This is a genomic window from Stenotrophomonas nitritireducens (assembly GCF_001700965.1).
GTDB lineage: Bacteria > Pseudomonadota > Gammaproteobacteria > Xanthomonadales > Xanthomonadaceae > Stenotrophomonas > Stenotrophomonas nitritireducens_A.
Window position 1 is genome coordinate 1421131 of record NZ_CP016756.1, and the last position, 15144, is coordinate 1436274.

6 protein-coding genes are annotated in these 15144 nt (G+C 62.6%); all 6 read left to right on the forward strand.

Going from position 1 to position 15144, the window contains the following annotated elements:
* The first annotated feature begins 282 nt into the window (after positions 1 to 282).
* Positions 283 to 2592: a beta-N-acetylhexosaminidase gene (locus BCV67_RS06020; RefSeq protein WP_062166905.1), complete on the forward strand. Its 2310-nt coding sequence runs from the start codon at positions 283 to 285 to the stop codon at positions 2590 to 2592.
* A gap of 1088 nt (positions 2593 to 3680) precedes the next feature.
* Positions 3681 to 4757 carry a glucokinase family protein gene (locus tag BCV67_RS06025; RefSeq protein WP_172837776.1) on the forward strand — a complete coding sequence of 359 codons (1077 nt, stop codon included), beginning with the start codon at positions 3681 to 3683 and terminating at the stop codon, positions 4755 to 4757.
* A gap of 52 nt (positions 4758 to 4809) precedes the next feature.
* On the forward strand, positions 4810 to 7650 hold the full coding sequence (locus BCV67_RS06030) for a TonB-dependent receptor (protein WP_062166906.1): 2841 nt from the start codon (positions 4810 to 4812) through the stop codon (positions 7648 to 7650).
* Positions 7651 to 8325: 675 nt separating this feature from the next.
* Positions 8326 to 11010, forward strand: coding sequence for a TonB-dependent receptor (locus BCV67_RS06035; RefSeq protein ID WP_062166907.1), 2685 nt, complete (start codon positions 8326 to 8328; stop codon positions 11008 to 11010).
* An 88-nt stretch (positions 11011 to 11098) separates the two neighbouring features.
* On the forward strand, positions 11099 to 12766 hold the full coding sequence (locus BCV67_RS06040; RefSeq protein WP_062166908.1) for a PQQ-binding-like beta-propeller repeat protein: 1668 nt from the start codon (positions 11099 to 11101) through the stop codon (positions 12764 to 12766).
* Positions 12763 to 15114, forward strand: a complete 2352-nt coding sequence (locus tag BCV67_RS06045) for a beta-N-acetylhexosaminidase (RefSeq protein WP_062166909.1) — start codon at positions 12763 to 12765, stop codon at positions 15112 to 15114. The genes BCV67_RS06040 and BCV67_RS06045 overlap by 4 nt, the downstream gene beginning before the upstream one ends.
* Positions 15115 to 15144 lie beyond the last annotated feature (30 nt).

Here is a 15144-nt window from a genome sequence, read left to right on the forward strand (position 1 = left end):
TCCGGGCCCGGTTTTTTTTTGCGACACGTGGTGGCGGACCATGCTGGGCATGGGGTTTCGCTCCATGCTTTCTGTAGTGCCGAGCCATGCTCGGCAATGGTTTCGCCTTTACGCGTCCTGTAGTGCCGAGCCATGCTCGGCAATGGTTTCGTTCGGCATTGCGCGGTTGCCGAGCATGGCTCGGCACTACAAAAGCAACACATTGCCGGGCGCTGTTCGGCACTACACAAGATCGATGCGGCAGGACACACTGCCGCCCCAGCACAGACAGGAGCTCCGCCAATGACGAAGTCCTTCCACAAGCGCAGCCGCGCGCCGTGGCTCAGCAGTTGCGTGTTGCTGGGCATGTACGCCCTGCAGGTGCAGGCTGCCGATACCACCTCCGCCCCTTCGCTTATTCCCCTGCCCGCCAGCTACCAGGCTGACAGCGGCAAGGACTTCGTGTTGAGCAGCGCTGCCCGCGCCGGTGGCAACGATGACGCCGCGCGCCGCGCCGCAGCGCAGTTCGTGACCCTGCTCAAGCAGAACGGCGGCCCGACCCTGGCCGTTGCCGACAATGCCGGCAAGGCGCAGATCCGTTTCCGCCTTGATCCTTCGGCAACCAATACCGCCGAAGGCTACGCACTCAAGGTGTCCAACACCGGTATCGATATCAGTGCCGGTGATGACGTCGGCCTGTTCTACGGTGCGGTGACCGCCGCGCAGCTGCTGACCGGCAACACGCCCGGCCATGTTGCCGCTGCCACCATCGCCGATACACCGCGCTTCCCGTGGCGTGGCTTCATGCTGGACTCGGCGCGCCACTTCCAGAGCATGGACGAGATCAAGAAGCTGCTCGATGCGATGGCGCAGCACAAGCTCAACACCTTCCATTGGCATCTCACCGATGACCAGGGCTGGCGCATGGAGATCAAGCGCTACCCGAAGCTGACCGAAGTGGGCAGCTGCCGCGTGCCGCTGGGTGATGCCGGCCGCAACGCCGCCACCGGTGAAGCCCGCCAGTATTGCGGTTACTACACGCAGGAACAGATCCGCGAAATCATCGCCTACGCTGCCGAGCGCCATATCCAGGTGATCCCGGAAATCGACGTGCCCGGCCATGCCACCGCCGCCATCGTCGCCTACTCGGAACTGGGCACCACTGATCAGAAGCTGGTCATCGACAACCAGTGGGGCGTGTTCCAGAACCTGTTCAACACCGAGGAAAGCACCTTCCAGTTCCTGGAAAACGTGCTGGAAGAAGTGATTGAGATGTTCCCGTCCAAGTACGTGCATGTTGGCGGCGATGAAGCGGTCAAGGACCAGTGGATCGCCTCCAAGCGCGTGCAGGAGCGCATGCGCGAGCTGGGCGCCAAGGACGAGATGGAAATGCAGAGCCACATCATCAAGCGCCTGGAGAAATTCCTGGAGCAGCATGATCGTCGCCTGATCGGCTGGGATGAAATCCTCGAAGGCGGCCTGCCACCGGAAGCGACGGTGATGTCCTGGCGCGGCACCGAAGGCGGGCTCAAGGCCGCCAGCGAAGGCCACGACGTGGTGATGTCGCCGGTAACGCACATGTATATGGACTACCTGCAGACCGACTCGCCGAACGAGCCGCCGGGCCGCCCCACCACCATCACCCTGCAGAAGGCCTACGAGTTCGAGCCGGTACCGGCCGAGCTTGCCGCCGACAAGCGCTCGCATATCCTTGGCCTGCAAGCCAATATGTTCAACGAGCACACCCGCAACGACCAGAACCTGGAGCACAACCTGTTCCCGCGCCTGGCCGCAGTGGCCGAAACCGGCTGGAGCCCGCAGGACAAGCGCAACTTCAGCAACTTCCTGCAGCGCCTGCCGCAGCAGTTGCAGCGCTATCAGGCGATGAACATCGCCTATGCAAAGACGCCGTTCCAGGTGGACATGCAGGACAAGGGCGAGCACCGCACCGGTGCAGTACAGGTGAGCCTGGTCAATCCGCTGGGCTACCCGGTGCATTACACCGTGGACGGCAGCGCCGTTACCGCCAGCTCGCCGCTGTACGCACAGCCGCTGCAGTTGAAGGTGCCGGTGCAGGTACAGACCGCTGCGTTCTTCGACGGCAAGCCGCTGGCCGCAGCCAAGACCTTCAAGCTGGACGCTGCCTCGCTGCTGGTCCGCGAGGATACCCAGCTCGGCCTGTGCCCGAACGGTGGCAAGCTGCTGCTGCGCCTGGAAGATGACGGCCCGGCCGAAGGCGAGCGCGAAGTATTCAACGTCAACATCTTCAACCCGTGCTGGTTGTGGAGTGATGTTGATCTGTCGGATATCGCCAGCATCAAAGTGCGTGCAGGGCGCATCCCCTACAACTTCCAGCTGGCGCACGACGAGCCCTCGCGCAAGTTCGCCCCGGCGCGTACCGCCCACGGTGAAATGGAAATCCTCGCCAACTGCGAAGGTAAGCCGCTGGCCTCGGTGCCGCTGCCGGCCGAACCGGGTGCCGATGGCTTCCTGGAGCTGGATGCCAGCATCACCGCCCAGGCGAAACGCGGCGACCTGTGCGTGCGCTTCACCGGCGACACCCGCCCCACCATGTGGACGCTGGACTGGATCAAGCTTGAGCCGGCCAAGTAATCCGCACCACCGCAGTTGATGTACCCGGAAGGCCACCGCATGCGGTGGCCTTCTGCTGTTCGGCGTTTGTAGCGGAATTGGGGGTGTGGAGTGGTGACGTTGTGAGGTTGTGGGGCTGTGGAGATGTGCACTTGTGGGAGCGGTGTAAACCGCGAAGCCAAGGATGCAGCAGTTGACAAGATGCCCGGCTCGAAATCGGGTCCAAATGCAGGCCTTGGCTGCTGGCACGGATGGAGAGCCCCACAGCTTCATTGCTATCAGCTTCGCGGCTTACGCCGCTCCTACAAAGCTGGCTTGCTTACGCCAGCGCGGTGGCTTTGAGATCTGTAGGAGCGGCGTAAGCCGCGAAGCCAGGGATGTAACAGCCGACAAGATGCCCGGTTCGAAATCTGGCCCGAATGTCAGCCTTGGCTGCTGGCACAGATGGAAAGCCCCACAGCATCATTGCTATCAGCTTCGCGGCTTACGCCGCTCCTACAAAGCTGGCTTGCTTACGCCGGCGCGGTCGCCTTGAGATCCGTAGGAGCGGCGTGAGCCGCGAAGCCAGGGATGCAATAGCTGAGGCGATGTTCGGCCCGCGATCTGATCCGAATGTAGGCCTTTGCTACTGGCATGGCTGGAGAGTCGCGCAGCTTCATTGCTTTCAGCTTCGCGGCTTACCCCGCTCCCACAAACGCTGGCTTGCTTGCGCCGCGCTCTGACCAGTTCCGGATCTGGTCCAAACGCCGGCCTTGGCTGTTGGGTACGGCTTGAGAGCCCTGAAGCGTCATTGCTGTTGGCTTCGCGGCTGACGCCGCTCCTACCAGCCACCGCCGCGAGGCGGCCTGCTGTGGCTGGGCCAAACCCTGCCAAAAAATTTCACAGGACAGATCTCAACGGCTCGGATACCAGCAAATTCCCCCGTTGGATTTCATACGAAACCAAAATAACCCCTCAAATCATCAATATATGAACGTACCGGCGCCCCGACGCTGCGTGAAAATTTTTTGCAATGCATCTTGACATCGTTGTCACCAAGCCCCGACACTCCGCATGCCGCAACGCCATCAGGTGTCGCGCATACCCAGGGGACGTACGTGGTTGCCAGCCTGAATCCAACTTCCAAGCTGACCACCTCCGCATCTGCCGCGCCGTTGCTGGCCGCCGATGTGGACGGCACCCATGTGCGCATTGGCCTGGTGCAGCCCGGCCCCCATCCTGCCGCGCCGCTGCAGCTGCTGGCCTACCGCCAGTACCGCTGCGCCGACTACCCGGACCTGAGCACGATCCTTGCGCAGTTCCCGGTGGACCGCCGCGAAGTGCGCGAATGCGCCATTGCCAGTGCCGGCTATGCGCTGCCCGACGGCACCGTTATTTCCGCCAACCTGCCGTGGCCACTGTCCTGCAACCGCATCCGCGATGACCTCGGCTTTGAGGCCGTGCATCTGGTCAATGATTTCGAGGCAGTGGCGCATGCCGCCGCGCATATCGACGCTGGCCAGGCACTGCAGCTGAGCGGCCCTGCCGATGCCGCAGAAGGCCCTGTATTGATCGTCGGCCCCGGCACCGGCCTGGGCGCCGCACTGTGGATCCCCAACGGTTCGCGCTCGATGGTGCTGGCCACCGAAGCCGGACAGGCGTCGCTCAGCGCCAGTACGCCATTGGAAATGGCGGTGCTGCAGCAGATGCAGCAGGGCCGCAGCCATGTCGCCATTGAACATGCACTGTCAGGCCCCGGCTTGCTCAATCTTTACAACGCCTTGTGCGTGGTCCGCGACCGCGCCGCAGTACACCGTTCACCCGATGCGATCAGCGCCGCCGCCTGCGATGGCAGCGACCCGCTGGCGGTGGAAACGCTGCAGCTGTTCTGCGCGACCCTCGGCTCCACCGTCGGTGACATGGCGCTGCTGTACGGCGCACACGGCGGCATCTATCTGGCTGGCGGCATCCTGCCGAAGATCAGTCAGTTTGTTTTGAACAGCAGCTTCGCCGAGCGCTTCCTCAACAAGGGGCCGATGCGCGAGGCGCTGCAGCGCATTCCCGTGAAGCTGGTAGAGCACGGGCAACTGGGCGTCATCGGCGCCGCCAGTTGGTATCTGGGACGCAGGGAAATTGAACCCGTCGCGTCGAATTCGGCAGTACCGCAGGTGCATGGAGCTGTCTGCTCGTGCACGGGTTCCCACTGAAGAAAAAACCGGCCAAGTCCGCCGGCATCCATCAATGATGAGGAGAGACATCATGAGGTACCGCAAGTCCGTATTATCCGCCGCCATCGTCACTTGTATCAGCTTCTCGGCGCACGCACAGGAAGCCGGCAAGCAGGCCACCGACCTGGACACTGTGGTTGTCACCGGCATCCGCGCCAGCTTGAAGCAGGCGCTGGATTCCAAGCGTGATTCGGACGCCATCGTCGACGTGGTCACCGCCGAAGATGTGGGCAAGTTCCCGGCCACCAACGTTGCCGAAGCCATCACCATCATTCCCGGCGTGACCATCGACAAGGCCTTCGGCCAGGGCGAAAAGGTCTCCATCCTGGGCACCGATCCAGCCTTGAACCGCACCCTGCTCAATGGCCAGACCATTGCCTCGGCCGACTGGTTCATCTCGGACCAGCCTGGCCGCACCTTCAACTACTCGCTGCTGGCACCACAGCTGGTGAGCAAGGTCGAAGTCTACAAGTCCCCGGAAGCGTGGCTTGAGGAAGGCTCCATCGGCGGTACCGTCAACGTCTCCACGCGCAAGCCACTGGACCTGAGCGGCACCACCATCTCCGGTGCGGTTGGCTATCTGTACAACGACCGCGTCGAAGCCGGCGATCCGCAGGTATCGGCCATGTTCGGCTGGAAGAACCAGGCCGACAACTTCGGCGTGATCGTCTCGGCGCAGCGTTCGATCGAGAACATCCGTCGCGACGGCATCGAGTCCTACGGCACGGTCAGCGGCAAGGACTACATCAACGGCAAGGGCGGCTCGCCGAACTCGATCACCACCACCACCACCGACTGGTCGACCGACCCGGCTACCACCATGCCGCCGAGCTGCGTGGGCAGCTGCGCGGAAACCCTGCTGGCGAACCCGAACGCGGTGGCGCCGAACGCGATCAGCGCGCACTACTTCGAACAGGAGCGCAAACGCGACACTCTGTCCGTGGCCCTGCAGTTCAAACCCACCGACGAGCTGGACATCGAGTTCAACGCACTCAATGTGAAGGCCAAGTACGACAACATGACCCACTCCATGTTTGCCTTCAACGGCAATCCATGGAACTCGCTGGCCAGCATGACCGACGTCACCGTCGATGGCGGCGTGATGACCAAGGCATCGTTCCGCAACGCACTGACCGTGTATGACCTGCTCAACCGCCAGGCCACGGTGGACACCGATTCCTACGACCTGAAGATGACCTGGAAGGACGAGCGCTGGTTCGCCTCGGCCCACGCCGGCACCTCCAAGGCCAGCGGCGGCACCGGCAAGCAGGTATTCGGCGAGTTCCTCAACAAGGCCGACTACAGCTATGACCTGACCGGCAAGACCCCGACCCTGAACTTCCACGGTTACCAGACCGATCCGATCACCGACGTCGCCAACCACATGAAGCCGGGCCATGCCGGCAGCCCGTTCACCGATCCGTCCGCCTATCGCTTTGACGGCGGCGGCCCGGCCGGCGGCTGGCACACCAACCCGCCCAACGCCACCAACTGGGGCGCGGGCTGGGGCGGCAACATCGTCACCAAGCCGACCGAAGACAAGGAAAAGTACATCCAGGCCGACTTCGGCATCACCCTGGATTCGCCGATCTACCAGCTCCGCTTTGGCGTGAAGCGTCGCGAACATGAAACCTCGCAGTCGATGGCCGGTGTATCGCTGGCCTCGATCAAGGGCTATGGCGACCTGACCGCCGATCAGTTCAACCCGAAGGAAGTGCCGGACAGCTACCTCAGCGGCTTCGGCAACGTCGGCGACCTGAGCAACCGCTTCATGATCGACGGCTGGGCACTGGCCGACTACATCAACAGCGGCAAGTGGCTGGCACCGTGGCAGACCATGCCGACGCCGAGCACCTTCAGCGATCCGTCCTATGCCGCCAACACCTGGACGGTGAAGGAAAACATCAACGCCGCCTACGTGCAGGCTGATTTCAGCTATGACCGCCTGCGCGGCAACTTCGGCGTGCGCCTGGTGCAGACCGAGTCGGAAAGCACCGGCTATGCCTGCTCCTCGCTGAAGAGCCCGTGCCCGGCTGACGGCTACGTGCTCAACACCATCAAGAAGAAGTACAACAACGTCCTGCCCAACATCAACGTTGCCTACGACCTCAACGACAGCGTGGTGCTGCGTGGCTCGGCAGCGAAGGTGATCTCGCGCCCGAACTACGGCGACATGTCCAGCTACCTGTGGATCGGCGACCAGACCCTGACCGGCGGCGGCGGCAACCCGAACCTGGACCCGTACGAATCCACCAACCTGGACTTCTCGGCTGAGTGGTACTTCGCCGAGAACGCCATCCTGGCCGGTACCGCCTTCTACAAGAAGGTCGACAACTACGTACTGGTCACCACCCAGAAGGAAACCCACTACAACCAGTCGCAGCAGACTGACACGGTGTACGACATCTCGCGTCCGAACAACGCCGGTGGCGCGAAGATCCAGGGCTTCTCGGCTGCGTTCCAGACCAGCCTGGACAACGGCCTAGGCCTGCTTGCCAACTACACCTACGCCGATGCCAAGGCTGACGCCGGCAACCGCCTGCCGTTCAACTCCAAGAACCAGGTCAACTTCAGCCCGTTCTACGAGAGCGAGCGCTGGAGCGCACGTGTCACCTACTCGTGGCGTTCGAAGTACTACACGCAGGCTGATCGCGGCAACTTTCTGGTCACCGATGACTACGACTCGCTGGATGCCAACATCAACCTCAAGTTGACCGACAACCTGACCCTGGGCCTGGACGGCATGAACCTGCTCGACAGCGAGTACCGCTCCTACGCCGAAGTCCCGGGCGTGGCCAACACCGAGAAGGTCATCCGTGGCCTGTATCGCACCGGCCGTCGCTACATGGCCACGCTGCGCTTTGCCTTCTAAGGCATAGCCAAACGTTTTAATTGTTCTGCGGTCTTTTTCTCCAGCGGGCTTGGGTATTCCAGGCCCGCTTTTTTTTGCCTGTCATGGCCGCCACAGAGGCACCACGGGAGCAGCGCTGCAGCCCACCCATGGGCAACGAGAGCAACGCGCAAAACAGCATCGCAACGCGCATCCACAACGGCAAAGCGGAATGTGGATTACCAATGAATTAAAGATAAATATAATTTTCAAAACAAAAGGAATTAACCAACAAAAAGTTTCAAGCGAAATGAATGGATATTTCTTTTCATGCACTTTATCCTTTTAAAACAGCACTTATTGCATGAAACAAAGATTTAAAAGCGCCAATTTTTCGTGAAAATTATTTTTGCAAATCAAAAACAAATACACGCACACTCCACCCCGAGCTGAACGACGGTAGTCACCCGCCCCAACCACCCATCGAGGCATGACGTGGACAAGCAAGGCCGGCAGTACATCCGATCCACTCCCCATCGCACCGCTTGCGGAGCGCTCTGGACCCTTGCTGCAACCGGCCTGTTTTTGACCTGACACCGCGTTCGACGCGGCCGGCCACTACGGCGCCCGCGATGTTTCTCCGCACACCCGAAGGGATGCGGGAATCACTGGACGGCATCACCTGCCGGCCATCCATCAGCAAAGGGAGAGAGACCTTTGAAACACCGCAAGTCACCGTTAACCGCCGCCATCGTCAGCTGTCTGGCGATCAGTTTTGCGGCCAGCGCACAGGAAGCCCAACCGGACGCAACCGACCTGGATCGCGTTGTCGTAACCGGCATCCGCGCCAGCCTGCAGCAGTCACTTGAGTCCAAGCGCAATGCCGACAGCATCGTCGACGTGATCACCGCCGAGGACGTAGGCAAGTTCCCGGCCACCAACGTCGCCGAGGCGATGAGCCTCATCCCCGGCGTCACCATCGACCGGGCCTACGGCCAGGGTGAGCGCGTCAGCATCCTCGGTGTTGATCCGGCCTTGAACCGCACGCTGCTCAACGGCCAGTCCATCGCCTCCGGCGACTGGAACATGTCCGACTTCCCGACCCGCACCTTCAACTACTCGCTGCTGGCCCCGGAACTGGTCGGCAAGGTGGAAGTGTTCAAGTCGCCGGAAGCGCGCCTGGAAGAAGGCTCCATCGGCGGCACGGTGAACATCTCCACGCGCCGGCCATTGGACATGCCCGAGCAGCTCAGCATCACCGGCCGGGTCAGCTATACCCGCAACGAACTGGTGGGCAATACCGATCCGCAGGCATCGGCCGCATTCGGCTGGAAAAACGCGGCCGACAACTTCGGCGTCATCGTTTCGGCACAGCGTTCGCATGAAAGCATCCGCCGCCAGGGCATCGAGTCCTATGGCAGCGTGACCGGCCAGAACTACTACTCCGGCCTGGGCGGCGGTGGCTCGATAGTGAACGCGCCCGGCGGCAATCCGAGCTGTGTCGGCAGCTGCGCGCAGACGCTGAGCAGCAATCTGACTGCGGTAGGCCCGAACTCGATCAGCGCGCACTTCTTCAACCAGGAGCGCAAGCGCGATACCTACTCCGCCTCGCTGCAGTTCAAGCCGCTGGAACAGCTGAACATCGAGTTGAACGCACTGAAGATCGATGCCAATTTCGATCACACGGTGCAGGCGATGTACGTCAATCCCGGCAATACCTACAACAGCCTGTTTACCCTGACCGATCTGACCGTCAAGGACGGCATCATCACCAGCGGAAAGCACAAGAACGGCTTGGCCGTGTTCGACTTGCAGAGTCGTCGTGCCTCGGTGGAATCAGAAACCTACGACCTCAAGGCCGACTGGAACGACGAGCGCTGGTTCGCCTCCACCCATATCGGCAGCACCAAGGCCGAGGGCGGCCCCAGGCAGGTCTTCGGCAGCTTCCTGGCCCGTACCGACTACACCTGGTCGATCGAAAACGCTCCCAAGCACCCGGGCACTGTGAGCTTCCAGGGCGCCAACCCGTTCACCAACCCGAGCATGTTCCGGCTGGATCCGGGCTGGGGCGGCAACCTGGTCGACAAGCCGACGCTGGACAAGGAAACCTATGGCCAGGTGGATTTTGGCCTCAAGCTGGACTCACCGGTCTACATGGTCCGCGCCGGCTACAAACAGCGCCAGCACGAAACCAGCCAGACGCAGCTGGGTGTAGGCCTGGTCGGTGCAAGCCCGTCTGCCTCGCAGTTCGACCCGCAGAAGATGCCGGGCAATTACATGGACGGCTTCAGCGGCTACGGTGACCTTGGCAACCGCTTCATCATCAATGGCTGGGAACTGTCCAATTACATCCTGGGCGGCGACTGGCTGCCGCCCGGTGCAGCAATGCCTCAGCTGACCACCTTCAGCGCAGCGGAGTTCATCCGCAACACCTGGACGATTGAAGAGGACACCCAGGCGGCCTACGTGCAGGCCGATTTCAGCTACGAGCGGCTGCGCGGCAATATCGGCGTGCGTTACGTGCAGACCGACGTCGGCTCCGGGGCCTGGAACTGCCGGGTCAACCTCACTTCCTGCCCCACCGGGCAGTACGAGTGGCGGGTGAAGAAGAGCAAGTACAACAACACCCTTCCCAACCTCAACCTGGTCTACGACGCCGCCGACGATGTGGTGCTGCGCTTCTCCGCCGCCAAGACCATGGCACGCCCCGGTTACGCCGATGCCTCCAGCTACCTGTGGCTGGCTGACCAGACGCTCAAGGGCGGTGGCGGCAACCCCGATCTGAAGCCCTATCGCTCCACCAATCTGGATTTCTCTGCGGAGTGGTACTTCTCCAAGGACGCCATCCTGGCCGGCTCGATCTTCTATCGCGATGTGGCTGACTACATCCTGATGGCCTCGCGCGTGGAAACCCACTTCAACCAGAACCAGAACCGTGATGACCAGTTCCTGGTGGACCGCCCGCAGAATGCCGGTGACGCCAAGATTAAGGGCGTCTCACTGGCGTGGCAGCAGAACTTCGGCAGGGGCTTCGGCATGATCGCCAACGCCACCTATTCCGATGGCGAAGCCACCGACCGCCGTCCATTGCCGTTCAACTCCAAGCACCAGTTCAACCTGAGCCCGTTCTTCGAGAACGAAAACTGGAACGCCCGCATCACCTACAACTGGCGTGACAAGTACTTCACCCAGGTCAGCGGTGGCCGCCAGCTGTGGACGATGGATTACGCATCGCTGGATGCGTCGGTGGCTTACAAGGTCAATGACCACCTGACGATCAGTCTGGATGGCATGAATCTGCTGGACGAGCAGTACCACTCCTATTCCGGCGTGAAACAGCTTACCCGCGGTGTTTACAACAGTGGTCGCCGCTACTCGGCCTCGCTGCGCTTTGCCTTCTAAACCTTGATGCAACACCTCCTGGCGGGGGCGCTGCAACGCTCCCGCCAGGTTTCAGCTCATCCCGTAGTTTGCACAGGTCATCGCCCGCATGGAATTTGCTTTCTTTGCCAACCTCCGCCAACGCCGACACCAGCTCGCCCCCGCCGTGCACGGCATGGTGCTGCTGATGCTGCTTGCAGTGAGCAAGCCCAGCATCGCCACCGACGACCTCTCCGGCTACTGGCTCGGCGAGGTCGGCAGCCCGCGCGAGAAGGTCAGCATTGGCCTGAACCTGCAGGTCGACGCCAACGGCCGCTACGACATGCAACTGGATCTACCCATCGCCCACCTGCGCTCGCTGCCTCTGCACGGCAAGGCCGATCTCGACGACAGCAACACCCTGGTCCATCGCAGCCTGCACATGGCGCTGCGGCTGCAGGACAAGGAATTGACGGGCACGTTGTTGGGCAGCGGCGAACGCCTGCGCCTGCGGCGCGGCGACCGCGACTCTCTGCCCACGACAAACCCAGGCAACACTTCCCCCCAGGCCTTGTCCGGCCCGCGCTGGAAAACCCATCTTGGTGGCCAGATTTTTGCCTCGCCGGTGATTACAGACGGCACTGCCTATATCGGCACCACCGCAGGCACCCTGTTTGCCGTTGACCTGGCCGATGGCAGCCTGCGCTGGGGCAGCGCCTTGGGTTATCCGATCTATGCCACCGCGCTGGTCACCGACGATGCCGTGTTCGTCAACAGCGATGGTGGCTACCTGCATCGGCTTGAGCGCAAGACCGGCCGCGAGCAATGGCGCTCCTCGATCCAGGACGCGCGCAGCAGCCGCGAGCCTCCGCAACCACAATCGGCGGCCTGGGAATGGCAGGGCCCACGCCCGCTACTCGGCGACGGCCAGCTCTATGTCGGCGGCAGCGACGGCAGCGTACAGGCGCTGGACATGCGCACCGGCGCCAGCCGTTGGAAGCGGCAGCTTGCTGGTCGCATCCAGCACGGCCTGGCCAGCGACGGCACCCAGTTGTTCGCCGTCACCGAAGCAGGTGTGGTGCAGGCGCTCAATGCGCGCACCGGCACTCCGCTATGGCAGTACCGTCTAGCCTCGCGCCCGGGCGCAGCGCCGGTGGTGCATCGCGGCCGCGTGTTCTGCAATGACCGCAGCGGCGTGCTGCACGCGATCGACGCACGCACCGGCAACGCGCTGTGGATGACCCAGTTCTGGACCTCGTGGATCGAATCCGAACCTTCGTTTGAAGGCAACACGCTGTACATCGGCTCATCCGATCTGCGCAAGGTAAGCGCCATCGACATCATCAGCGGCCGCGTACTGTGGCGCACCGATGTTGGCGGTTGGAGCTGGGGCACGCCGCTGGCACTGGGTGACCAGTTGCTGGTCGGCATGGCCGCTGGCCACCCCTATTTTATTGATCACGCCGCTGGCATAGGTGTACTTGATCGCCGCGATGGACGTCTGCTCGCTACCCATGCATTACCAACGGGACGTGGCTTCCAGTGGGGCATGGCCGGTACGCTCGCCCATCATGCCAACGTGCTTGTTGCAGCCGATATCGAAGGCGTGCTGATGGGCTTTGCACTTGATGCGATGATCCAATCCAGCAGCACCAATACCAACGTCAACGCGCAGGTCAGCGCCATTGGCGCCACCCCAACTTCTATCCCCCCACGGATTGCAGCAACCGTTACATCAACCGCAAACGCAACAGCGGCTGGCCGCATGCCAACCGTCAACAACAAGGATCCACGATGACCCGACACCGACTCACCACCCACGCTCTGCATGCTGCGCTGTCGCTTGCACTTGCCTCTGCCAGCGGCCATGCATTGGCCGCTTCCACTGTCGCGCCCGCACAGCAGCTGCCGGTGGAAGTAACCGGTGCCAGCATCATTCCGCGCCCGGTGTCGGTGCAGCCCGGCAATGGCCGCTTCGTGGTGGACGCCTCAACCCGCGTGATCGCCGCTGACGGCGCTGGCGACGTCGCTGCACAGTTCACCCAGTTGCTGGCGCGGACCACGCCGTTGCAGCTGAAGACAACGAGCAGCGGCAATGCCAAGGGCGCAATCCAGTTCCGGCTCGGCAAGCCCACTGGTGAGGCAACGCCGGAAAGCTATTCACTGCGCATCAATGGCGACGGCGTGCTGGTGGAAGCCGCTGACGCGCGCGGCCTGTTCTACGGCGCGATGTCGTTGTGGCAGCTGCTGGCCGCTGCGCCTGCGAACAGCATCACCCTGCCGGCAATGCAGGTGGACGATGCGCCGCGTTTCAGCTGGCGCGGCTTCATGCTCGACTCGGCCCGGCATTTCCAGAGCATCGAGGACATCAAGCTGATCCTCGACGCGATGGCCACGCACAAGCTCAACACCTTCCATTGGCATCTCACCGATGACCAGGGCTGGCGCATGGAGATCAAGCGCTACCCGAAGCTGACCGAAGTGGGCAGCTGCCGCGCCGCCGCTGGCGAAGCCGGAGTTGGCCCCGACGGCAAGCCGCACCTGTATTGCGGTTACTACACGCAGGAGCAGATCCGCGACGTGGTGGCCTATGCCGCCGCGCGCCACATCACCGTCGTTCCTGAAGTCGACGTGCCCGGCCATGCGCAGGCGGCGGTTGCCGCCTATCCGGAACACGGCGTGGTTGATGGCCCGACCCAGCCCTCGGCCAATTGGGGCGTGAACCCCTACCTGTTCAATCCGCGCGAGCCCACCCTGCAGTTCCTCGAAAACATCCTGGCCGAAGTGCTGGAAATGTTCCCCGGCCAGTACATCCATATCGGCGGCGACGAGGCGGTGAAGTACCAGTGGCAGGATTCGCCGCAGGTGCAGGCCTACATCCGCGAGCTGGGCCTGAAGGATGAGGAAGCCCTGCAGTCGCACATGCTCAAGCGCCTGGAAAAGTATCTGGAAGACCACGGCCGCAAGCTGATCGGCTGGGACGAGATCATCGAAGGCGGCTTGCCGCCGCAGGCCACGGTGATGTCCTGGCGCGGCATCGAAGGCGGCATCGAGGCCGCCACGCACGGCCACGATGTGGTGATGACCCCGGGCAATACCTTGTACCTGGATTTCCTGCAGACCAATCTGCCGGAAGAACCCACTGGCCGTCCCAAGTTCACCTCGATGCAGCGCGTGTACGCCTTCGACCCGGTGCCGGACGAACTGACCCCGGCGCAGCGCAAGCATGTGATCGGCGTGCAGGCCAATATGTGGACCGAGCACACCCGCAACGGCAAGGACCTCAAGCACAACGTGTTCCCGCGCCTGGCGGCGCTGTCGGAGATCGCCTGGACACCGCTGCAGAACAAGAGCTACGACGACTTCCTGGCCCGCCTGCCGGCCCAGCTGCAACGCTACAAGGCGCTGGGCATTGCCTACGGCCAGACCGCGCTGTCGGTGGCGATGAAGCGCCAGGATGACCGCGCCGCCGGCAAGGTCACCGTGGAGCTGTCCAATCCGCTCAGCTACCGCGATATCCGTTACACCACCGATGGCAGCACGCCGACCGCGCAGTCAGCAGCCTATCCCGGCGCACTGACCCTGCCGGTACCTACCGTGCTCACCGCGCAGACCTTCTTCAATGGCAAGCCGCTGGCCGACACGCCCAGCCAATGGAACTTCGATGCGCAGTCGCTGCTGACCCGCAACGACAAGACCCTGGCGCAGTGCCCGCAGGGCGGCCGCCTGCTGCTGCGGCTGGTAGACGACAACCCCCTGCACGGTGAGCGCGACAACTTCGACGTTTCCATCTTCAACCCGTGCTGGTTGTGGGAAGACGCCCAGCTGCAGGACATCGCCTCGATCACGGTCCGCGCCGGCCGCATTCCCTACAACTTCGGCCTGCTGCGCCCGGAGGAAGCCAAGCGCGGCTTCCGCAAGCCGGTGAGCCGATACGGGGAATTCGAAGTGCGCGCAGGCTGCGAAGGCCGCGTGCTGGCCACCGTGCCGCTGCCGCAGCAGCCGGGCAAGGATGGCTTCATTGAACTGGAAGCACCGCTGCGGGCCGGGCCCGAGCAGATCACCGACCTGTGCATGACCTTCAGCGGCGATACCCGTCCGCAGATGTGGGTGCTGGACCAGGTGCGTCTGCAACCGAAGAAGTAAGGCCCGGAAAGACCTTCCGGGAAGGCGCGG